The organism is Pseudomonas sp. Au-Pse12, from assembly GCF_021341665.1.
Lineage (GTDB): Bacteria > Pseudomonadota > Gammaproteobacteria > Pseudomonadales > Pseudomonadaceae > Aquipseudomonas.
This window is the reverse complement of record NZ_JAJTTH010000001.1, coordinates 142,444-164,477: the sequence shown is the minus strand read 5'-3', so window position 1 is coordinate 164,477 and position 22,034 is coordinate 142,444. Positions and strand designations below refer to the sequence as shown.

14 protein-coding genes are annotated in these 22,034 nt (G+C 60.5%); 3 read left to right on the top strand and 11 right to left on the bottom strand.

Translation table 11 applies throughout. The annotated features are described in order from the left end of the window. Positions 1-45 precede the first annotated feature (45 nt). Both LXM55_RS00640 and LXM55_RS00635 read left to right on the top strand, forming a co-directional pair. On the top strand, positions 46-825 hold the full coding sequence (locus LXM55_RS00640) for an ABC transporter ATP-binding protein (protein ID WP_267924104.1): 780 nt from the start codon (positions 46-48) through the stop codon (positions 823-825). 3 nt (positions 826-828) lie between these two features. After that, positions 829-2,043 (top strand): MFS transporter, encoded by a 1,215-nt coding sequence (locus LXM55_RS00635; RefSeq protein ID WP_233317635.1) that lies wholly within the window; start codon positions 829-831, stop codon positions 2,041-2,043. A 176-nt stretch (positions 2,044-2,219) separates the two neighbouring features. Here LXM55_RS00635 and LXM55_RS00630 read toward each other — a convergent pair whose 3' ends face one another. The 11 genes from LXM55_RS00630 to LXM55_RS00580 form a co-directional block, all read right to left on the bottom strand. Next, positions 2,220-3,398: a sugar transporter gene (locus LXM55_RS00630; RefSeq protein ID WP_233317634.1), complete on the bottom strand. Its 1,179-nt coding sequence runs from the start codon at positions 3,396-3,398 to the stop codon at positions 2,220-2,222. A gap of 132 nt (positions 3,399-3,530) precedes the next feature. Continuing rightward, positions 3,531-4,130 (bottom strand): TetR/AcrR family transcriptional regulator, encoded by a 600-nt coding sequence (locus LXM55_RS00625; protein ID WP_233317632.1) that lies wholly within the window; start codon positions 4,128-4,130, stop codon positions 3,531-3,533. Positions 4,131-4,274: 144 nt separating this feature from the next. Then, positions 4,275-5,162: an alpha/beta fold hydrolase gene (locus LXM55_RS00620; protein WP_233317630.1), complete on the bottom strand. Its 888-nt coding sequence runs from the start codon at positions 5,160-5,162 to the stop codon at positions 4,275-4,277. A gap of 21 nt (positions 5,163-5,183) precedes the next feature. Then, positions 5,184-6,239, bottom strand: a complete 1,056-nt coding sequence (locus LXM55_RS00615; protein WP_233317628.1) for a sugar phosphate isomerase/epimerase family protein — start codon at positions 6,237-6,239, stop codon at positions 5,184-5,186. A gap of 212 nt (positions 6,240-6,451) precedes the next feature. Beyond that, positions 6,452-13,105 carry a S8 family serine peptidase gene (locus LXM55_RS00610; protein WP_233317626.1) on the bottom strand — a complete coding sequence of 2,218 codons (6,654 nt, stop codon included), beginning with the start codon at positions 13,103-13,105 and terminating at the stop codon, positions 6,452-6,454. A gap of 204 nt (positions 13,106-13,309) precedes the next feature. Next, positions 13,310-13,846 (bottom strand): DUF5625 family protein, encoded by a 537-nt coding sequence (locus LXM55_RS00605; protein WP_233317624.1) that lies wholly within the window; start codon positions 13,844-13,846, stop codon positions 13,310-13,312. Positions 13,847-13,980: 134 nt separating this feature from the next. Next, positions 13,981-14,280: a DUF5625 family protein gene (locus tag LXM55_RS00600; RefSeq protein WP_233319006.1), complete on the bottom strand. Its 300-nt coding sequence runs from the start codon at positions 14,278-14,280 to the stop codon at positions 13,981-13,983. Positions 14,281-14,609: 329 nt separating this feature from the next. Then, entirely contained in the window at positions 14,610-16,022 is a 1,413-nt protein-coding gene (locus LXM55_RS00595; protein WP_233317622.1) for an HlyD family type I secretion periplasmic adaptor subunit, read from the bottom strand. 45 nt (positions 16,023-16,067) lie between these two features. Next, positions 16,068-18,218, bottom strand: coding sequence for a type I secretion system permease/ATPase (locus LXM55_RS00590; RefSeq protein ID WP_233317620.1), 2,151 nt, complete (start codon positions 18,216-18,218; stop codon positions 16,068-16,070). A 76-nt stretch (positions 18,219-18,294) separates the two neighbouring features. Next, positions 18,295-19,677: a TolC family outer membrane protein gene (locus LXM55_RS00585; protein WP_233319004.1), complete on the bottom strand. Its 1,383-nt coding sequence runs from the start codon at positions 19,675-19,677 to the stop codon at positions 18,295-18,297. Between the two features lie 392 nt (positions 19,678-20,069). Continuing rightward, positions 20,070-20,549 carry an Lrp/AsnC family transcriptional regulator gene (locus tag LXM55_RS00580; RefSeq protein WP_233317618.1) on the bottom strand — a complete coding sequence of 160 codons (480 nt, stop codon included), beginning with the start codon at positions 20,547-20,549 and terminating at the stop codon, positions 20,070-20,072. Positions 20,550-20,673: 124 nt separating this feature from the next. Here LXM55_RS00580 and LXM55_RS00575 point away from each other — a divergent pair, with 124 nt between their 5' ends. After that, the gene (locus LXM55_RS00575; RefSeq protein WP_233317616.1) at positions 20,674-21,930 is read left to right on the top strand and encodes a methionine gamma-lyase; all 1,257 of its coding nucleotides are present in this window, start codon (positions 20,674-20,676) and stop codon (positions 21,928-21,930) included. Positions 21,931-22,034: the final 104 nt, after the last annotated feature.

Below are 22,034 nucleotides of genomic sequence, written 5' to 3'. Positions count from 1 at the left end.
CTTACCGCCTGTTCCACGTCCGGGCTGTGCACCGCTGGCCTGAACATGCATTACGGCAGCCGCCAGGTGCTGCGTGACGTCGCCTTGCCGAGCTTGGCCAGCGGCAGCGTGACCGCGCTGATCGGCCCCAACGCGGCGGGCAAGTCGACGCTGCTGCGGGGCATCGCCGGGTTGCAGAAAACCACCGGGCAGGTGCTGCTCGATGGCGTCGACCTGAACCGCCTGCCCCAGGTGGAACGCGCGCAGCACATCGTCTACCTGCCCCAGAGCCTGCCGGAACGCACCCGCCTGTGCGCCTTCGAAGCGGTGCTCAGCGCCGCCATGGCCGGGCATCGCGGTGCCGGCTTCGCCCCTGGCCGGCCCAGTGCGGCGGTGCTGCATGGGGTCGAACAGGTGCTGCAGGACCTGGACCTGACCGCCCTGGCCGACCGCCCGATCGACGCCCTGTCCGGCGGCCAGCGCCAGCTGGTGGGGCTGGCCCAGGCCCTGGTGCGCCAGCCGCGGGTGCTGTTGCTGGACGAACCCACCAGCGCCCTGGACCTGTACCACCAGTGCCAGGTGGTGGACGCCATCACCCGGGCCACCCGCGAGCGCCAGTTGATCACCCTGGTGGTGGTCCACGACATCAACCTGGCCCTGGGCTTCAGCCAGCAGGTGGTGGTGCTGCACAACGGCGCCGTGGCCGCCGCCGGCCCGGCCCTGGAGGTCATCAACCAACCGCTACTGCGCGACGTCTATGGCGTCGACGGCCGCCTGGAACAGGTGCGCGGTCGACCGCTGGTGATGGTCGACGGCCGCCTGCCCTTTCACTCAGCCCAGGGATAACTCATGAGCGACACACAACCGCTGCCCCTCGACACCCTGTCAACGCCCCACGCCACGCCCGCCTTCGACCTGCGGCCCCTGCTGGTGGCCAACCTGGCCTGCACCATGGCGATGATGGCCTTTGTCTCGCTGATCGGTCCGATCGCCCGGATTCTCGGCCTGGCCACCTGGCAGGCGGGCATGGCGGTGACCGTTTCCGGGGTGATCTGGATGCTCCTGGCCCGGCCCTGGGGCCGAGCCAGCGACCGCCTCGGCCGGCGGCGCATCCTGCTGCTGGGCACCGGTGGCTTCACTCTGGCCTTTGCCGCCCTCAGCCTGTTCATCGACGTGGCGCTGCACGCCCTGCCCTCGGCGCTGCTGGCGTTTGCCGGGCTGCTGCTGGGACGGGGCCTGATCGGGGTGTTCTATGCCGCGATCCCGGTGGGCGGCTACGCGCTGATCGCCGACAACATCGAGCCCGAGCACCGGGCCCGGGCCATGGCGTCCCTGGGGGCGGCCAACGCCTGCGCCCTGGTGCTGGGCCCGGCGATTGCCGCGCTGCTGGCGCGCCACAGCCTGAGCCTGCCGTTCTACGTGATGGCCGTGCTGCCGCTGCTGGGCTTCGCCTTCCTCAAGGCACGGCTGCCGCGCCAGGAGTTGCACCTCAAGCAGCCGCCCAAATCGGTGAGCCTGGACGACCCGCGCCTGCGCCGGCCGCTGGTGGTGGCGTTCGTCGCCATGCTGTGCGTGGCCATGGCGCAGATCACCGTCGGCTTCTTCGCCCTCGACCGCCTGGGCATGGACCCGGCGCACGCGGCGCAGACCGCCGGCATCGCCCTGACCCTGGTCGGGGTGGCGCTGATCGCCTCGCAACTGCTGGTGCGCCAACTGGAATGGCCGCCGCTGCGGATGATCCGCATCGGCGCCCTGGTCGCGGCGCTGGGCTTTGCCGCGAGCATTGTCGCGGCCCACGCCTGGGTGCTGTGGCTGGGGTTTTTCGTTTCGGCCGCCGGCATGGGCTGGATCTTCCCCTCGTTCGCCGCCCTGGCCAGCAACGCGGTGGACACCGCCGAACAAGGCGCCACCGCCGGTTCCGTCGGCGCGGCCCAGGGCCTGGGGGTGGTGGTCGGGCCCCTGGCCGGGACCCTGATCTACGGGCTGGAACCGCGCCTGCCCTACCTGCTGGCGGCGCTGCTGCTGGTGCTGGTGGCCTGCTGGCCCGACGCCCAACGCCGCTAACCCTGGCAGGCGGACGACGCGCGTTCCCGAAACCCTGCGCACTGTAGCCGCTGCCGAGCCTCTGGCGAGGCTGCGCGAAGGTCCGCAGGACCTTGCCTGGCGATCGACCGCCGAACCTCCGGCGCCTTCAAGGCTGCCGCGTCTCCTACGGAGCCGTTCGCAGCCTGCGGCAGCGGCTACACGCTGGGACGGGCCATGCGCCGCAGGGCCAGGCTGTACAGCAGCAAGGCCAGGCTCGCCAAGGCGCCGCCCGCCAGGCCGACATAGGCAAACCCCAACTGCCCGCCGACCCAACTGCCCAGCAGCGCGCCACCGCCGATGCCGATGTTGTAGATCCCGGAGAACATCGCCATCGCCACGTCGGTGGCATCCGGCGCCAGCACCAGCACCTTGGATTGCAGGGCCAGGCCAAAGCCCATGATCGCCATGCCCCAGACCACGCTCAGCGCCACCAGCGACCAGACGTGGCCATTGAGCGGCAACAGCAGGCTCAGGCACAGCGCCAGCAACAGCACCGCGGTCAGCAAGAAGCCCTGCGGGCTGTGGCGGTGCAGGACGCTGAACAGCAGCGAGCCGATGATGCCGGCGCCGCCGAACACCAGCAGCACCAGGGTCACCACCTCGCCGCCCAGGCCCGCCGCCACCTTGATAAAGGGCTCGATGTAGCTGTAGGCGGTGAACTGCGCCGTCACCACCAGCGCCGTCAGCACGTAGATCGCCACCAGCGCCGGGCGCTTGAACAGCAGCGGCAGGCTGCGCAGGGAACCGGAATTCTGGCTGGGCAGCAGCGGCAAGGTGCGCATCAGCCACAGCACCAGCAAGCCGGCCATGGCCGCGATCACGCCAAAGGTGGTGCGCCAGCCCAGGGCTTCGCCCAGCAAGCGCCCCAGGGGAATGCCCAGGACCATGGCCAGCGAGGTGCCGGTGGCCAGCAGGCCCAGGGCCTGCACCTGCTTGCCCGCAGGCGCCAGGCGCACCGCCAGCGATGCGGTGATGGACCAGAACAGGGCATGGGCCAGGGCCACGCCGATGCGACTGAGCATCAGCAGGCCGAAGTTGCTGGCCAGGCTGGAGAACACATGGCTGACGATGAATAGCCCGAACAGCACCGTGAGCAACGTGCGCCGCTCGACGTTGCGGGTCAGCAGCATCACCGGCAGCGAGGTCAGGGAGACGATCCAGGCGTAGATGGTCAGCATCAGCCCGACCCGCTCGGTGGGCAGGTCGAAGCTGGCGCCAATGGCGCTGAGCAGGCCCACCGGCACGAACTCGGTGGTGTTGAAGACAAAGGCCGCCAGCGCCAGTGCGATGACCGGCTGCCAGTTGCCTTGAGGTGTCGCCGCGGAATCACTCATGGGGGGGCGTCGTACTCTTTCGATGATGGAACAGGTCCAGGACCCGATAAAAAATGCACAACCCGGGCCAGCCTTCCAGGCCCCCGGGTTGCGGAACCCAGCCAGTTGCCCGGACCACTGCCGGGCGCCGCCTCAGCGCCCTTGGACGCCGCCCGGAAAGACCTGCATGGCCAGCGCCACGCCCTGCAGCAAGCGCGCCGCGCTGACCCCGTCGCGGGCCTGCACCGAGAGCCCGTGGAGCACCGTAGAGTAATAATCCCCCAAGGAAGTTGCATCGGCGTGGCGGGGCAATTCACCCGCCTGCACCGCCGCTTCCAGGCGCTGGATGATGCTCGCGGTGCGCGCCCGGCGATGCTCGGCCAGCCATTCGCGCACGCTGTCGTTGTCGCTTGAGCAGTTCACCGCGGAGGCCACCACCATGCAGCCGTGGGGACCGCCCAGCCGGGTGTAGAGCGCCACCGCGTCCTGCAGCATGCGCTCGATGGCGAGGTAGGCGTTGGGTTCCTGCAGGGCCAGGTCGGCGAAGCCGCCTTCCTGGCTTTCGTACAGCTCGATGGCCTCGCGAAACAGCGCCTCCTTGGAACCGAAGGCGGCATAGATGCGTGCCGAAGCAATGCCCAGGGCCACCACCAGGTCGGCCATGGAGGTGGTTTCGAAACCACGGCGCCAGAACAGTTCGAGCGCCTGGCGCAGCGCCTGGTGGCGGTCGAATTCGCGGGGTCTTCCAGCCATGGGGGTCGGGTATCTCGTCTGGACAAGGAAGGCGTTCGGCGCAGGCCGAACAGCCGGTTGGCGCAGCGCGCCGGGACGAAATGATATTAGATTTGTGCCGGCCGCGGCCATTTTCCGTGCCCGCGGCCTGGCCTGCGCCGTGCCTCAGTCACGGCCCTCCTGCAGAAACGGCAGCAACAGCGCGAGAAACTCCTCAGGCGCCTCTTCCATGATGAAGTGCCCGCAGTCCGGCACTATGGCGCCGCGCAGGTCGCTGGCATGGCCTTGCAGGGTCAGCAGCGGCGCATCGTTGGTGGCGTGTTCGGCGCCGATCGCCAGCACCGGCATCGCCAGTGGCCGCTGGGCCCGCAGGCGGTTCTGGCGCACCGTCTCGGGAATCGCCCGGTAGTAGGCGAAGCCCGCCCGCAGCCCGCCCGGCGCCGCATAGGCGTCGATGTAGACCTCGGCGGCCACCGCTTCGCGGCGATGGGACCAGTGGTCGAAGATGTAGCTCAGGTAGGCCCGTTCGCGCCCGGCGATCAGCGCTTCGGGCAAGTCCCGCAACTGGTTGAACATGAAGTGCCAGAGGAAGATGTTCTGCTCCGGCGCCACGAAAATCGGCGGCGCCTCCGCCAGACCAGGGATCACCGCCTCGGTCAGCGCCAGGCGCTCCACCGCCTGCGGCCGGTCGCTGGCCAGGGCGTAGGCGATCCACATGCCGACGTCATGGCCGACCACGCTGTAACGGGCAAAGCCCAGTTGCAGCATCACCTGGTGCAGCACCTCGGCCACATGACCGGTGTCGTAGCCCTGCTCCGGGCGGTCGGACTGGCCGCTGCCCGGCGGGTCCACGGCGATCGCCTGGAAGCCCTGGGCCGCCAGGGCCCGGATCACCCCGCGCCAGGCGTACCAGGTCTGCGGCCAGCCGGGAATCAGCAGCACTGAGCGGCCACTGCCGGCGCTGACGCAGTGGACGCGCTGACCATCGATGCGCACATAGCGATGGGTCAGGCCGTCGGTGTCGGCCTGGGTGTTGTCAGTCAAAGCATTCATGGGGTGTTCTCGATGAGGGGTTCAGGCCATGCCGAGCATGGTGTTGATCTGTTGGCGGTCGATCTGTGCACCGGCGAAGTCGTCGAAGATCCGCTCGGTGACCTGGATCATGTGGCGGTTGATGAACGCCACGCCTTCCCGGGCGCCGTCTTCCTGGTCCTTGAGGCAGCACTCCCATTCCAGGGTCGCCCAGCCCGGGTAGTCGTATTGCGCCAGCTTGGAAAAGATCCCCTTGAAATCCACCTGGCCGTCGCCCAGGGAACGGAAGCGCCCGGCGCGCTCGACCCAGGAGCTGTAGCCGCCGTAGATGCCCTGGCGCCCCGTGGGATTGAACTCGGCATCCTTGACGTGAAACATGCGGATGCGCTCGTGGTAGATGTCCAGGTAGCTCAGGTAGTCGAGCTGTTGCAGCACGAAATGGCTGGGGTCGAAGAGGATGTTGCAGCGTGGGTGACGGTCCACCAATTCATAGAAGCGCTCGAAACTGGTGCCGTCGTGCAGGTCCTCGCTGGGGTGGATTTCGTAGCACAGGTTGACCCCCTGCTCGTCGCACTCATCGAGGATCGGCCGCCAGCGGCGCGCCAGTTCCTCGAACGCCGTCTCGATCAGGCCTTCGGGGCGCTGCGGAAAGGGAAACAGGTAGGGCCAGGCCAGGGACCCGGAAAAGGTGCCCAGCTCACTCAGCCCCAGGTGCCGCGAAGCCCTGGCCGCAAGCTTCATCTGCGCTATCGCCCATTCGGTTCTGGCGTGAGGCTTGCCCCGCAGCGCCTCGGGGGCGAAGTTGTCGCACATCGCGTCGTAGGCCGGGTGCACCGCCACCAGCTGGCCGAAGATATGGCTGGTCAGCTCGCTGATCTGCAGGCCCTTCTGCGCCAGTTGGCCCTTGAGTTCATCGCAATAGTCCTGGCTCTCGGCCGCCGTGGCGACATCGAACAAACGCGCATCCCAGGCGGGAATCTGCAGCGCCTTGAAACCCAGGTCGGCGGCCCATTGGGCCATCGCCGGCAGGCTGTTGAATGGCGCGTTGTCGGCACTGAATTGCGCCAGGTGCAGGCTGGGGCCCTTGAGGGTTTTCATCGAATTGCTCCCTATTCTTTGTTGGTCAACAAAGAATAGGGATGCGCTCTTGCCGCGTCAATCATCGCCGTGCAGAAAAACCATTTCTGGCGGCCGGGTTAGCCATGGGAGCTGGCTGGCGAGCAAAGGCCCCGATCGGACAGGCGAGTGCCCGGCAAGGCAAAAAAAACCCGCGATCAAGATCGCGGGTCCGCTCAGGATAAAACCTGGTGTCAGTGCCAGTTGGCGGCAAGTACCGGTTGCAAGGCCTGCTGCACAGCCGTATCGAATGTCGTGCTTCCTGGCGCTGGCGGTGCAAAGGCCGCCATGGCCTGGACCAGATTCTCGACATAGTCACCAAACAGGCGCTGGCCATTACCAGCCTCGATATTCGTCGGTCGTCTCGGCGTGTCCGCGTACCAGTTGCGCAGAGTTACCTGTTGTGACGAGCCGATGACCGAGATACCCAAGTGTTGCCCCTGATGCTGGAACCACAAACGGTCTTGAGTCACGTCGGGAGTAAACTGCAACATCCCCACCCGCCCGTTGAACTCGATATCGTTAGCGCCTCGCCCCACTTGCACCTGAGCCATGCTGCCATTCACCGAAACTATATTGTTGCCGTCCCCCAAGGTGATCTTTGGCCCTGACCGCCCCATATGGGTAATACGATTATTGCCATGCCCCACGTTGATAGTTCGGGCCTCGCTAGTGATCTGGTTGTTGCCGTCACCCACGGTGACAGCCCTGGCATAGCCTTTGCCGGCAATCAGGTTATCGCCATGCCCCAGCGTGATGTTGTCGATCTCACCTGCGATGCGGTTATTGCCATCGCCCGCAGTAATGGCGGCAAACTCGCCAGTGATCTGGTTACTGCCATCACCCGCAGTGACGCGACTGGCGTAGCCCTCGCTAGCAATCAAATTGTCGCCGTGCCCGACCTTGACGCTTCTGAATTCGCCGGTGATCTGATTGTTACCGTCCCCCGCCTGGATGGTTCTGGGCTCGCCAGTGATTCGGTTATTGCCATGGCCCAATGTGATGGTGTCAGCCTTGCCTGCGATCAGGTTGTTGCCATCGCCGAGAACAACGTCCGTCATGGAGCTATTGACCGTCACGTGGTTATCACCGTTGCCGGCAATCACCGTGACCGCGAAAGCCTCCACCTCGATCTTGCGGCTCTTGTCGTCTAGGGTCACGATTCTGCCGAAGTCGTCGATGATCAGGCTTTCGATGACATCGTCATTAGCGGCAGCCCACTCGCCCGAGGCCGGCGTTTGGGGCCTGTCCAGCTCTGTCGACCAACGATCCGGCTGCAGTGGTTCCCACGAAATAACCGGAGGTGTTTCTCGCTCATGCGGCTCAAGCCCCGGCTGAGTCATTTCAACAACCGGCGCATCAGGCACGACTATCGGTTGTACCTGAACGGGCTTAACCGGCTGATACCTTACCTCTTCCTCCCCGATCAAGCCTGGCTTGGCTCCGCCCATTTCCGGCACGCTGATGGGCGGACGAGCCTGTGACTCCCCAGACTTTTGCTCACGCTCGGCAAGGATTTGCTCAGTAGTCTTGTGTTCGCTCAGAGGAATCGTTACTTCCGGCACCATGATCGGCTCGATAGTTGGCACCACGCTGTGAGGTAGAACTTGCGGCGTTACCAGCACTGGAGTCTCGGCCTGGGGCCTGATTACTGCGGCAAACACCGCGTCACCAACGGCGCCTTTTTCGGCAAAGATAAAATCTCCGGCACCGATTTGTGCAACCTCCAGAGCATCGAGATATAGCAGATTGATGGACAGTTGCGTTGCCGCTGCGAGGTTGATCGCAAGGTTCACCCCATGAATCTGCGCGATGCCATTGATCATCCCGCGCTGCTGCTTGGTGATGGATAGCTGGCTGTAGTCACTGACACCGATCTGGCGCAGATCGATCTTGTCGATCCCGTGCCGAAAGCCTCGCAGCGCGTTCCCGTAGTTCTTGGCCCCAGGCTGAGCAGCCACGATAAATACATCCGAGGCGGCGCTGTCGCGGCTATAGACCTTGCCCCCCAACGAAAACACCATTTGCCCCTGGGCATTGCTACTCAGGCGGACTTGGTTGCCACCACCGTTGAGGATCACGGTGCCCAGGTTCTCCTGGATCGGCTCGTGTGACGCGTAACTGTCAACGTAGGCCGCCGGAGCGGTAAAGGTGTCCTGGAACTGGAAATGCTGCGCTCCCAGACTGTTGCAGTTCTGATTCTTCAGCACGATACGCTGATCGTTACCCAACTCGACCCTTACGTCTGCGCCCTGCTGGACCAAGATCAGGTCCTTGAATTGTTTGCCGACAAAGCCCACCAGATTGATCACTTCGCCACGCTGCGCCTCAAAGTGGCTGACGACATCGCGACCCGCCTCTCGACGATGAACTACGAACACATCCTTACCGGCACCGCCCACCAGCAGGTTGTTGCCACGCCCGCCATCAAGCAGCGCATTGCCGGGGCCGGCAATCAGCGTGTCATCGCCATCGCCAGTGAGAATGTTGTGAATGGTCGACGGACTCCTGACCTGCAATGCGGTGCCGCCAATGCTGGCAACGCCCGTCAGCAGGTTCACCGAGGTATCCTTCGAAACTGCTGCGGCGTTCAAGGTATTTCGCCCGCCAACTGTGCCGTTGAGCGCATCGTCCAATACCCCTCGATCAGCTTTTCCAGAAACATTGCTGTATTCATCGGTATAGAAATAGATGTCATCAGCACTGCTCTTGCTGCCATACAGACGCAATGACCAGCTATTGATGGTCACGGGCAGGCCAGAAACGACGTCGCTGACCTGTAAGGTCCATTTGCCTGATGAACGCTCACCGAAACTGTGGGTGGTCATGAACGTGTACTTGAAGTTGCCTGAGTGCGTGCTGCCGGCATCGCTCGCACTGGCCCCTGGAGATCCCTGGGGAGTTTTCCCCGGCCTATCGAGCAGGATACTCTGGGTCCCATCCGGTGAAATCAGCTTGAGACTGAGATCGCCTAGGCGGCCGACCTGGGCGTCGAAATCGACTTCGACATGCTCGACATTCACGCCCGCGCTCATGGTGATGGAAGACTCAAGCTGCCTCCCCGCCTCCAGTGTCTTGCCCAGTACACCACTGGACGCACTCAGGACCTCTTCGTTTTCACCTGTGCTCCGACTCATCCAGGACTCGGCCAGGCGCACCGCTGCTCGTGCGTCTACCTGACCAAACCCATAGTCGTCGCTGGCGTGCATACCGCCGCCATTCCAGCTGCGGACACCGTTATCACGCCACTGGGTAGAAGGATCAATAACACCGCGGGCTGACAGAGCGAGGATCTTCTGCACATCGCGATATCCCAGGTTGGGGTTGGCCTGGAGCATCAGGGCCACCACTCCAGAAACAATCGGCGCCGCAAAACTGGTGCCTTGCATGCTCGTGTAGTCATTGCCGAAGGTCGAACCACGTTCAGTTTTCAGCATGTGGCTGGTAGACACCACGTTGCTCCCGGGAGCCGATACCAACAAGCTCGCCCCGGGGTTGGAGAACGGCGCTAAACCAATCTGCAGGGTGGACAGATCGCTCTGGGCATTGATCGCTCCCACCTGGATCGAATAACGGTTGCTGTTAGTCAGCGACCCCTGAGCACTCCCGCCATTGGCGCGACTGTTGCCACCCGCAGCGACGATCACCGTACCCAATCCGCCACGGCCGTTGTGAGCTGCATATTGAGCGTTGAGCAGCAATGCGGAAGCCGTATTGATCTGTCCCTGTTGCAGGTTGCTCAAGACAAAGTCGTGCTCGAACCCCCAACTGTTGTTGGCAACGTCGTAGTTGACCATGTTGCCCAAACCACTCAAGTCAGCACCATCGTTGGCCAGGTAGTGACCACCAAGCGTCGCATCGTAGGCAACACCAACCGCACCACTGCCATTGTTAGCAGCCACCATCACCCCAGCCACCATCGTCGCGTGGTTGGACACCAACCCCGGCAGCGTGCCATTGTCCCGCTGCGTCTGCAGCCAGGCCCGATCCACGTTCGATGCCAGATCGGAATGGGCGATATCGAAGATTTCCGGCGCAGTAGAAAACTGACCACCCGGTTCAAACTGGCCGATTCGCACACCCTTTCCGGTGTAGTCCTTCCACACCGGCAGAATATAGCTGTCACTCAAGTACCACTGTTGCGCCGCCAAAGGATCAAGCGGCACTTCTGGCGTCAGTAAGGTGACCGTGGCCCTCATCGGCGCGGACTCTCCGCTGTTGAGGTCGACCACCAGTGCCGAAGCGTTGCCTGCTGCATCCACCACACCGTACTTGAAACTAAGCAAGCCACTGTAATGCCGGTCGGGAGTGAACAGCACATCCCCCTGAGCCGTCAGGCTGACCGTGCCACCAATGGCATCGCCAACCTGAGCGATGCGCAACGCGCCCTGACTATTGAGCACCTGATCGTTGGCCAGCAAGCTTGCGGCAGCGATCAGATGCGGCTGAGTACGATCAAAAACTTGACCCTGTAGGTTGTGGGTCAGTGTATCGGCCACGGGCATGGCGTTCGGGGTCTGCAAGTCGACGGCCGAAATATCGGAAAAATTGAGTTTCTGAATGTTTTTCAAGGTCACCGTGCCATCGCGCCCGGCAACCTTGTCGGCAACCTGATAGCCATCGCCGGTGCGAGTGATCAGATAGTCGCCGTGAGTACCGTGCAACGTCACCAGATTGATGCCTCCGCCGCCATCGATCTGCGCATTGCCATTCCCCACTTCAATCACATCGTCACCGTCGCCGCCATAGATGCGATCAGCACCGCCACCGGCATAAATCAGGCTGCCGCCTTCGGAGGCATGAATCGTATCGCCTTGCGGTCCGGCATAGATCACTGCCTTGCCGGTGCCACCGATGATGGTGTTGCGCCCGCTGCCGCCGACCAGCACATCATTGCCGGCGCCGCCAATCAGGGTCGAATCGCCGGAACCGCCCTTGATAAAGGCACTGGAAGCGCCGCCGCTGACCAGCAGGTCATTGCCCGCACCGCCCTGGGCAATGGTCAGGCCGGCCTGGGCCATGTTCAGCACCACGCCCTGCGCGCCCACGACGATCGCCGTGTCACGCCCGCCATTGCCGTGGATGTTGCGCACATCATCCGAGGCACTGATGACAAACACATCATCGCCCGCCGAACCCCGATAGGTATTGCTGCCACCGCCACCCACCAGCCAACTGCCGGTGGGCGCCGCGACCAGGATGTCATCACCGCTGCCGCCATAGAGGTTTGTCACGCCCAGCGCGGTGGCGTCCAGGGTTTGCCCGACACTGCTGTGGCTGGCATAAGCGGTGGTCGTGATGCCGTCGAAAGTCGAGGTGACCTGAGTGCCCTTGCCTTGGTTCACCAGAGTGCTGCTCACCGAGTCGCCGATAAAATCCACGGCAAGTGCTTCGCGAGTCATGCCATTGATGATGAAGGAACCCCGGGCCAGGACCTTACTGCCGTTACGCACCTCACCGTCGGTACTCTCGGTGCGCAAGTTGATCTGGGTGACGCCCAGCTCGGCCAGGGTCTTCAACTCCCCTGCGGTGCTTTGCCCATCATGATCGCCATCGACCCAGACCCGCAGTTGGCTCCAGATACTGTCGCGCTGATCGATCACGCCATTGCCATCGGCGTCTTCACTGGCCAAGGCGGCGAAGCTGTCCTTGAACCGCACTTCCCCGGCCGCGCCGCCCACGCCCTGACGACCGCCGTAGTACTCGGAGAACATCTGGCTGACGTCCTTGATCTGGCCGCTGCCATCATCGATCACCAGAATGCCAGTGGAACGGTCGGCCCACCCGGTGCGCTTGAGGGTGCCACTGTGATCCGTGTCGAACAGCACCCCATCCTGCAGGTCGGTCATGCCCACGCCCTGCCCCGTCAGATCCAGCAGCAGCGGGTCGACATAGGTATTGAAAGTGGTCATGGCGGACAGACCGTTCAGGGTCACCGCGTTGCGCAGACTGAAATCCGGCTTACTGCTGTCTGGCGCCTCGTAGAACTGCGAAAGATAAGCATTCGGCCGAGCGTTCGGGTCCAATTGCATGGCTCCCGGACGGATCCCCCCAGCGGCCAGACTAGCCATCTGGGTGGACGCGAAATCGGTTTTGCTGAGAATGCCACCCAAGGCAAAGATATTGTGCGTCGCCGAGTGCTGGATATAGCCATTGGCCACGTCCTGCTGGGCCTTGCTTTCACCGTGGATCTGCTGCTGTGGCTGGGGAGAAGTATTGATGTCGATGTTGATCAAGTTAGAAGTGGAAGCACCCTCTGACGGTTCGACTGGCGATTGCAAAGGATAGGCGCCTTCAAGCCAGATGCATTGGCGAGCGTCTTTGGCGTCGTAGTAATCCTTGTGACGGGTCAGATCGTTGCGAATGATGTTGGCGCCGTGTTTAAACAGCAATTGATTCAGCGACTCGATATTGTGCCGCGGAACCAGATTCCCCTCTTTTCCTTGGTTGTTAAAGCCAATGACTTCAAGCGAGGCGTAGGCGAAGTCGACGCAACTGTGGGTGAAGGCGTTGTATATAGATGTATTAAATCCATGAGCATCTGGCTTACTGGAAAACTCACTTAATCTATGGAACTGATCTTTAGTCAATTGAATCGTGACTTCATAGGATGTTTCTTTAAAACCAACATCATCTACCAAAGACTTATGTCCATCATCTCTCACCCAACCAGTTTTGGACTCAAACCCATAACTCGAAGAGACTTCACCATCGCTCAAGACATACCACATATGCCCGGCAACCGAGGGTTGAACGTCTCCCGCTTGGTACTTCCCTTTATCTTGAGAATGGACGTATTCCGCCCCTCTTTCAGCCACCTTATAAGTCACAGAAAATTGCTTACTCATCTTTATAATCCTTTTTTATTTAAACCCCTTAATTTCTCAAACCACAACACAAAAACCAAAACATTCACATACTCTCTAAAGCAACCTCCTTAGCCTTCAGGCCAAACTCAAGCTTATCCAAACAACGGCCGCCCCCAACAGAAACCGACAGCACTTTGACTTCGCCGCAACCTGCCGCCCATGTAAAAACATTTACTCCACAACTTAATGCTTAGGACTGAAACGAGAAAACTCCATGTAAGTTTCTATACCGCGAAATTTTTCGAAACCCTCAAGAGTTCTCAGCTCAAGCTGGTACTTTCCAGGCTGCAAAAAAAAGAACCAAACAACCCTAACTCTTGCAATAAACATCTCTCCTTCATGCTCATACCGCTGATAACAACAAATCCCATCAGTCACAATTTCCTGATCAAAAAAAACCTCTCCATCCCTTAACAACTTAAACTTAACCGGAATCAATGTCCCTGGCTTATTTGAGTTCCCCCACAGTTCATCTTCTTGCTCCTGAGAAAGCTGACCGACCGCCCCAAACTCACCTCTTTCTATTATAAAATTCAATGCCGCCCTATAGCCTTCAGCTTTTTTAACCTCAAACTCGGAGCTAACCACTTGATCGACTTTCGAAACGTCCAGAGGTTTTATGATCGAGAGCGGTTCCGTACAAGCAACCAGCAGGACACAACATAAAAGCACAACAACCTGCTGTATTTTCTTTACGAGCCCAAGCACAACATTATTCATTTCCATCGCCTTTTAAGATCCAGAGCTTAACTACCCTGGCGCCTCTAATGGAAAACATAAAGCAACTCAAAATAAATCAAGCACTGCATACTAGAAGATCCACCCTCGAACAACCATCCACACTCCACACTCATTTAATGCTTTGAATTAAAGCAAGAAAAACCCACATAAGCTTCAACATTCCGAAACGCTTCGACATCCTCAAGCGTCTCAAGCTCGATATAATAATTTCCTGGCGACAACTCCAACCGCTCAACCAGCCTGACTGCCGCATACATTCTCACCCCTTCACGTTCAAGACTTTGCGCCCAATAAGTTTTATCGGGCATTATTTCCTCATATAGAAAAACCTCCCCACCCTTTACTATTTTCAGCCTTACCGGAACTGCACCCCCTGAATCCCCCCATCCAAATAATTTCTCTCTCGACCTCATCATATCCATATCCAGCCCTATTGGCTCGCGGTTATATCTTTGTTTAACAAAAAGAAATGCGACTCTATACCCCCCGCCTCTTTAACCAAAAACCGCGTCTAAACCCTCTGATTGGCCATGGACACATTGATAGGTTTTTACGATAAAGACATAGTCCATACACGCCGCCAACAAAACACAACCAAGCACAGCAACCATCTTTAACAGAGCACCGCCTTTAATAAGCATGCTCTCTTGAAAGCCTCCCAATAAAAAACAGCCGTTTTGCTTAATACAGCCGCCTTGGCAACCCTTCCACTAAAAACTCGAAACACCTGAATACTGGGTGACTACCTCTCCCTAAAACTCTCCCCAATATGCTGTTGCAACGGGCTCAGGAAATAATCGATCACCCGGCGCTGGTCGGTTTTAATCTCTGCAGTCACCGACATCCCGGGAGACAACGCCACACTCAAGCCATTGACCTGCAAATGATCGGAGTCCAAGCGAATCCGGCTGCTGTAGATCAGCCCGCGCTTTTCATCTTCGATGGCGTCGTTGGAGATGCTCAGGACTTCGCCTTGGACGGTGCCGTAACGGGTAAAGGTGAAGGTCTCGACCTTGACCGTGACTGCCTGACCGACATGCACAAAACCCACATCCTTGTTCTCCAGCATCGCCTCTACCTCCACCGGCTGGTCGCTGGGTACTATCACCATCAAGGGCTGGGCTGCAGTGACCACGCCGCCCACGGTATGGATCGCCAGTTGCTGCACCGTGCCATCCACCGGGGCCTTGAGGCTGGTCAGGGTTGCCCGGTAGCGGGCCTTGGCCAGTTCCTGTACCAGGCTGGCGATTTTCTGCCGGGACTCGTGCTGCAGGTCGAGCAGGCTGCGGCGGGTTTGCGCGACCACGCCTTCGCGACGTCTTCGGGCTTCGCTTTGTGCTGCCGATGACTGCAAGACCGCGGCCTGCTGTACACGCAACTGGCGCTGTTGTTCGAGCCGGGCCTGTTCCTTTTCCAGGTACTCGTGGCGGCTCACATACTGCTGCTGCAACAGGCGTTGGTAGTCCTCGGCTAGTTGCGTGGCGATTGGCAGGCTCTGGCGCAAGCTCGCTACCTGGGCCTGGGCCGACTGGATTTCAGCGCTGCGCTGGAGGATGTCGGCATCGGCCAAGTCGAGGTGGCTGCTGTACTCCTGATACTGCGCCGTCAGCCAGCGCTGGGCATCGAGCAGTTGCTCCGGGTTTGCTTGGCTAATCGTCCCCGACAAGGTCGGTGCCTGCCGTTGCACGATAGCGTCCAGCATCGCAGTGCTGCGGGCGTCATCAATACGTGCCGCCCGCAAGTCGCCCTGGAGGCGCTTGACCTCGGCGTCCGACGAGGTCGGATCCAGTTCCAGCAGTAACTCCCCAGCATTGACCCGCTGTCCATCGCTGACATGAATAGCCTTGACCACCGCCGTATCACTGGACTGAATCAGCTTGCTCTTACCGTTGGGCACGATCTTGCCGGGAGCTACAGCAACGACTTCCATGTGGCCCATGCACGCCCAGAGCAGGGTCAGCAAGGCAAAGCCCTGGATGCTCCAGAGAAAGATCCGCGGCGCCGGATGTACCGGGGTTTCCTGTAGGGCCAGGGCCGCTGGCAGGAACTGCGCTTCATGGGGCAACCGTCGTGGCGCATCCATATATCGACGCTGCTGCCAGGATTGACGCCATGCCTCACGGTAGCGCTGCAATAATGAAAGGTTGGTGCTCATGCGGTACGGATTCCCTGAATCAAAATATATGCCATCCCTGTCGCCTCAACCCTGCTGCATCGAGTACAGACGCGAATAATGTCCGTCTTGAAGCGTCAGCAACTGGGCATGACTGCCTTGCTCGACGATCTGTCCGCGCTCCACCACCAGGATCCGGTTGGCATCCCGCACAGCCGAGAGGCGGTGGGCGATGATGATCACCGTGCGCCCCTGACAGATGCCCTGCATGTTCTGCTGAATCACCCGCTCGGACTCGTAGTCCAAGGCACTGGTGGCCTCGTCGAAAATCAGAATCCGTGGGTTGCCCATCAAGGCCCGGGCTATGGCCACTCGCTGACGTTGGCCACCGGACAGCGAGGCACCGTGCTCACCAACGATGGTGTCGTAGCCCTCTGGCAGCTCCAAGATGAATTCATGGGCCCCGGCCATGGTCGCTGCGTGCATCACCAGTTCCAGCGGAGCCCCGGGATCAGTCAGGGCAATGTTTTCACGGATACTGCGGTTGAACAGCATGTTGTCTTGCAGCACCACGCCGATCTGTCGACGCAATGAGGAAACATCGGCCAGCGCCAGGTCCATGCCGTCCACCAATACCCGGCCGCGCTCGGGAACATAGAGGCGTTGCAGCAATCGGGTCAGGGTGCTTTTGCCAGAACCGGAACGCCCGACGATACCGATGACTTCGCCAACACAGATCTCCAGGCTGATACCGCGCAGCACCTGCGAGCCATCGGCCCGATAGCGGAAGTCCACTTGATCGAATTCGATATGTCCTTGCAACGGTGGTAACGCGCTGCGGGTAGCCTGGGAAAGCTCGGTGCGGGAATTGAGGATGTCGCCCAGACGCTGCACCGAAACGCCGGTCTGCTGGAAGCTAGTCCAGAGTTGGGCCAGACGCATGATGGGGCCACTGACCCGACCTGCCAGCATGTTGAAGGCGATCAACTCTCCAACCGAAAGCTGTCCTTCAATCACCAGCCGCGCACCTAACCAAAGGGTGGCCACGGTGACGAACTTGCCGATCAGCGAGACGCTTTCATTGGCGATGGTCGAGAGGATCTGTGTCTTGAAACCGGCTGATACATAGGCCGCCACCTGATTGTCCCACTTACGTGCTACTTGGGGCTCCACCGCCATGGACTTGACCGTGTCGATGCCATTGACCGTCTCCACCAGAAACGCCTGGTTCTCTGCGCCACGACTGAAGCTGTCCTGCAACCTGGCACGCAACAGCGGAGTCACGAACATCGAGACCAACACATACAACGGCAATGACAAAACCACCACCAGGGTCAGCCAGCCGCTGTAGACAAACATCACCAGAATGAACACCAGGGAGAACAGCACATCCAGCACCAGGGTGATGGCGTTGCCAGTGAGAAAAGTGCGGATGTTTTCCAACTCCCGCACACGAGCAACCGAGTCACCCACCCGCCGAGCCTGGAAATACGCCAAGGGCAGGTTGATCAGATGCTGGAACAGCCGGGAACTCAACTCCACGTCAATACGACTGGCTGTATGGGAGAACACGTAGCTGCGCAACGCACTCAACAGTGACTCGAATACCACGATGGCCAGCAGCCCGGAAGCGATCACATCCAACGTTGTCAGGCCTCGATGCACCAGCACCTTATCCATGACCACCTGGAAGAACAGCGGCGTAATCAGGGCAAAGAGCTGCAAGGCGAACGACACCAGCAACACCTCGCCCAGTAACTTGCGGTACTTGACGATGGCGGGAATGAACCAGGTAAAGTCGAAGCGCGAAGTTTCGCCCAGTAGCCCGGAGCTGGACCGAACCAGCAGCAGTTGCCCAGTCCAGCGTTCTTCAAGGGTTTGCAGGTCTATCACTTCAGGACGCGCCGAACGCGGATCCTGGATCAGTACTTGGCCTTGATCCATTTTCGCGATGATGAAAAAGCCACCATCAACCCCCACGGCAATGGCCGGCAAGGGTGTGTGCTCAAGCCGCACAGAACGGGTCCTCACCGACTTTGCCTTGAGTTTCAACTTGCGGGCGGCAAGCAGTATTTCCGGTTCGGCAAAAAGTCGATTGTCGGTGGCGAACTCATGGGCAAGCTGCTCGACAGAGGCGGCGATGTTATAGAACCGGGCCAGCATCGCCAGGCATATCAGGCCTGTATCCAGCACAGAGGATTGCTCGGCTGCCTCAGCGCTTATTGCGTCATTACTCATAATGCTTCCGTGCGTAGCTTTTCAGAATGTTTATTAAAATTATTGGAAAAAAAGATCACACGACCTGAACGCTGAATCAGGAACGGCCCTGTTCGTCAGGCGGCAGAAAGTCCTGTTCGGGGTCATACCCGGAAATCAGATAAGCTGAGAGGCTCTGCAAGTCCGTCGGGCTCAATGTGCCGGCCGCCTGCTTCAATTTGAGGGTGTCGATGATGTAGTCGTAACGCGCTTGGTTGTATTCACGAACCACGCTGTAGAGCTGACGTTGGGCATTCAGTACATCGGCGATATTGCGCGAGCCCAGTTCCCGCCCCACTTGGTTGGCTTGTACCGCAGCTTGACTGGAACGGATGGTTTGCCGACGCGCGATAACCTGCTCGACAGCAGAGTTCACCCCTCGATGATAGTTGCGGGTATTGAGTACCACTTCGCGCCGCTGGTGCTCTCGCTCATCTTCACTTTGCGCCAACCGCTCAGTTGCCTCCCTGACCTGAGAGCGAGTCATGCCACCTGAAAACAGCGGGATGCTGAGCTCCAGACCAAGGCTGCTTTGCGCAACATTTCCACGATAGCCATCACGGCCAAAGTCGGTGGGATTGCTGTAACCGAAGTGGTCGTTGTCGCCCTTGCGATAGGAAGCTACTGCATCCACCGTGGGCGCATATTGCGCTTTGCGCTGGCGCCGAGTGTGCTCGGCAGACGCCACCGCAAAATGACGGGCCTGGAGCAATAAATTGTGCTGCAGGGCTTGCTTGACCCAGGCTTCAGCGTCCCTGGGCTCCGGTACCTGGATCGGTAGATGGTGAGTAATGCCGTCGATCGACGAATATTCGCGCCTTGTCAGTCGGTAGAGGCCTTCAAACGCCTCTTCAAGCTTACGCTGGGCCAACTGGCGATTGGCCTGTGAGTTATCGAACGCTGCCTGAGCATCCAGCACATCGGTAATGTTTGAAGCGCCGCTACGCAAACGTCCTTCGGCTTGCTCGCACTGGCGCAACAAGGCCGCCTCTTCGGCATGAGCCACCGCCAACAGATCCCTCGCCCTGAGGGTTTCAAAATAAGTTTGTGCGGTAGTCAGGATCAGTTCTTGCTCCTTGGCCGAGAGCTCCAGTTCAGCCTGTTGCGCATCGGCCTCGGCCGCTTCCAACTGAAACCAGCGATCCACTCGAAACAGCGGCTGACTCAAGTTGGCCTGAAACACCGAACCGCTGCGGTTGCGAGCAAGACCGGGCTCATCGCGCTTGAGCCGGGTGGACTCCCAGGTAACACCGCTGCTCAGTTGTGGCAGCAGCCCAGCGTAGGCCTGAGGGACCGCTTCGCGCCGTGCCAGATAATCATGCCGTGCGGCCGAGAGCTGCATATCGTGGGTCGTTGCCAATCGATACACGCTCAGCAAACTGGCAGATTCAGAGAATGTTGCGGACAGCGCCTGAGTACTCAAACCGGCAAAAAGCACCATCGCGATCAAGCGGACCTTGATGAAGTGAGTCATAACAATCCATGTCTACTGGCAAGTACAAAGTCCTTCAACAGATCAACGTGCTGACCTGATGACCCACTGATAAAACTAGTTATAACGTAACGTTCAACGTGAAAGATTTTGCACTTGATTGCCAATCGTTTGCATTAAGGCGTTTCTTATATTCAGCCGCGGGCGATATACCCCAACAGAGCTAGCCTCGCGGGTCATTGATGAGCAGATCTCTGCTGTTCGCGACGTGGCAGGGGTGGGCATAGCCCGGGCTCATGCTCGTTGCACTGGCCCCCCACTCTGTCGGCCCGTTATCGATGCGCCTTTTGACGCAAACGCAACTCGCCCCTGAACATCAACTGCATTGATCGCACCCAGCCTCAGGCACCGGGGTGCAGCACCGGAATCTGCCGCAACGGCTTCACCGACTTGAAGGAAAAACTCGAATAGATCTCTTTCACCGCCGGCAGGGTCTGCAGCACTTCGCGGGCAAATTCGCCGAAGGACTCCAGGTCCTTGGCCAGCACTTCGAGAAGAAAGTCGTAGCGCCCGGAGACGTTGTGGCAGGCGATGATTTCCGGGATTTCCAGCAGCCGCTGCTCGAAGGCCCGGGCGGTGTCCCGGGAGTGGGATTCCATCATCACGCTGACAAAGGCGGTGACGCCATAGCCCAGCGCCTTGGGTGAGAGAATGGCCTGGTAACCGGTGATCACCCCACTCTCCTCCAGCAGCTTGACCCGGCGCCAGCACGGCGAAGTGGTCAGGGCCACGCTGTCTGCCAGCTCGGCATTGGTCAGCCGGGCATTGTCTTGCAGGGCGATCAACAGGGCTTTGTCGGTGCGATCCAGAGCTGCGGGCATGTTTTGCCTCTTAATCTTGTTTTTATGGTTATTTATTCCAATCAAGCGGTTTTTAAGGGGCCAGATTAGAAATTATTGCGCGGGACTTGAGCATAGCATTAGAGCAAATCCGGGAGTGTTCACCATGAACAATAAAAACAGTGACCTTGGTTTTTCCACTCGCGCCATCCATCACGGCTACAACCCACAGGAGCACCAGGGCGCACTGATCCCACCGATCTACCTGACCTCCACCTTCACCTTCGCCACCGCCGAATACGGCGCCGGCTGTTTTGCCGGTGAAGAACCCGGCTACTTCTACACGCGCATCGGCAACCCGACCCTGGCGTTGCTCGAAGCGCGCATGGCGACCCTGGAAAACGGCGAAGCGGCCGTGGCCTTCGGCTCCGGCATGGGTGCGATTGCCGCGACCTTGTGGACCCTGCTGCGCCCGGGCGACGAGATCATCGTCGGCCGCACCCTGTACGGCTGCACCTTCGCCCTGCTGCACCACGGCCTCGCCGAATTCGGGGTCAAGGTGCTCCATGTCGACCTGACCGACCTGGGCGAACTGCGGGCCGCCATCAGCCCGGCGACGCGGATGATCTATTTCGAATCCCCGGCCAACCCCAACATGCAACTGGTGGACATCTCCGCCGTGGCGCAGATCGCGCGCCAGCATCCCCAGCTCATCGTGGCGGTGGACAACACCTACTGCACCCCTTACCTGCAGCGCCCACTGGAGCTGGGCGCCGACCTGGTGCTGCATTCGGCCACCAAATACCTCAGCGGCCATGGCGACATCACCGCCGGCATCGTGGTCACCCGCCAGGCCCTGGCCGAGCGCATTCGCCTGCAAGGCTTGAAGGACCTGACCGGCGCGGTGCTCTCGCCGCAGGACGCCTTTCTCCTGATGCGCGGCCTCAAGACCCTGGCCCTGCGCATGGAGCGCCATTGCGCCAACGCCCAGGCCATTGCCCGGTTCCTCGAAGACCACCCGGCGGTGGCCACGGTCGCCTACCCCGGGCTGGCCTCCTTCGCGCAACACGCCCTGGCCACGCAGCAGATGAAACTGCCCGGCGGCATGATTGCCTTCGAGCTCAAGGGCGGGCTGGCCAGCGGCCGACGCTTCATGAACGCCCTGGGGCTGTTCAGCCGCGCGGTCAGCCTGGGGGACGCCGAATCCCTGGCCCAGCACCCGGCGAGCATGACCCACTCCACCTACACCCCGGAGGAACGGGCCGAACACGCGATCGCCGAAGGTCTGGTACGGTTGTCGGCCGGCCTGGAGGACATCGCCGACCTGCTGGCCGACATCGCCCAGGCCCTGGACGCCAGCGCCGAACCCGCCACCCGCCCGGCCCTGGAGGTCGTGACGGGAACCGGCAAGGCCCTGCCTTGAGCCGGATCAACACGGCCACCCGGCAAGCCCTCTACAACACCCTGCCAGCGCTCGGCGATGGCAGGCCTGGCAACACCCGCAAGACCCTTTGAACCGTAACCCAC

What these genes read in the sequence shown, in the direction of transcription:
- LXM55_RS00640 (WP_267924104.1), top strand. Translation starts at nt 46, where the DNA reads ATGCATTACGGCAGCCGCCAGGTGCTGCGTGACGTCGCCTTGCCGAGC.
- LXM55_RS00635 (WP_233317635.1), top strand. Translation starts at nt 829, where the DNA reads ATGAGCGACACACAACCGCTGCCCCTCGACACCCTGTCAACGCCCCAC.
- LXM55_RS00630 (WP_233317634.1), bottom strand. Translation starts at nt 3,398, where the DNA reads ATGAGTGATTCCGCGGCGACACCTCAAGGCAACTGGCAGCCGGTCATC.
- LXM55_RS00625 (WP_233317632.1), bottom strand. Translation starts at nt 4,130, where the DNA reads ATGGCTGGAAGACCCCGCGAATTCGACCGCCACCAGGCGCTGCGCCAG.
- LXM55_RS00620 (WP_233317630.1), bottom strand. Translation starts at nt 5,162, where the DNA reads ATGAATGCTTTGACTGACAACACCCAGGCCGACACCGACGGCCTGACC.
- LXM55_RS00615 (WP_233317628.1), bottom strand. Translation starts at nt 6,239, where the DNA reads ATGAAAACCCTCAAGGGCCCCAGCCTGCACCTGGCGCAATTCAGTGCC.
- LXM55_RS00610 (WP_233317626.1), bottom strand. Translation starts at nt 13,105, where the DNA reads ATGAGTAAGCAATTTTCTGTGACTTATAAGGTGGCTGAAAGAGGGGCG.
- LXM55_RS00605 (WP_233317624.1), bottom strand. Translation starts at nt 13,846, where the DNA reads ATGAATAATGTTGTGCTTGGGCTCGTAAAGAAAATACAGCAGGTTGTT.
- LXM55_RS00600 (WP_233319006.1), bottom strand. Translation starts at nt 14,280, where the DNA reads ATGAGGTCGAGAGAGAAATTATTTGGATGGGGGGATTCAGGGGGTGCA.
- LXM55_RS00595 (WP_233317622.1), bottom strand. Translation starts at nt 16,022, where the DNA reads ATGAGCACCAACCTTTCATTATTGCAGCGCTACCGTGAGGCATGGCGT.
- LXM55_RS00590 (WP_233317620.1), bottom strand. Translation starts at nt 18,218, where the DNA reads ATGAGTAATGACGCAATAAGCGCTGAGGCAGCCGAGCAATCCTCTGTG.
- LXM55_RS00585 (WP_233319004.1), bottom strand. Translation starts at nt 19,677, where the DNA reads ATGGTGCTTTTTGCCGGTTTGAGTACTCAGGCGCTGTCCGCAACATTC.
- LXM55_RS00580 (WP_233317618.1), bottom strand. Translation starts at nt 20,549, where the DNA reads ATGCCCGCAGCTCTGGATCGCACCGACAAAGCCCTGTTGATCGCCCTG.
- LXM55_RS00575 (WP_233317616.1), top strand. Translation starts at nt 20,674, where the DNA reads ATGAACAATAAAAACAGTGACCTTGGTTTTTCCACTCGCGCCATCCAT.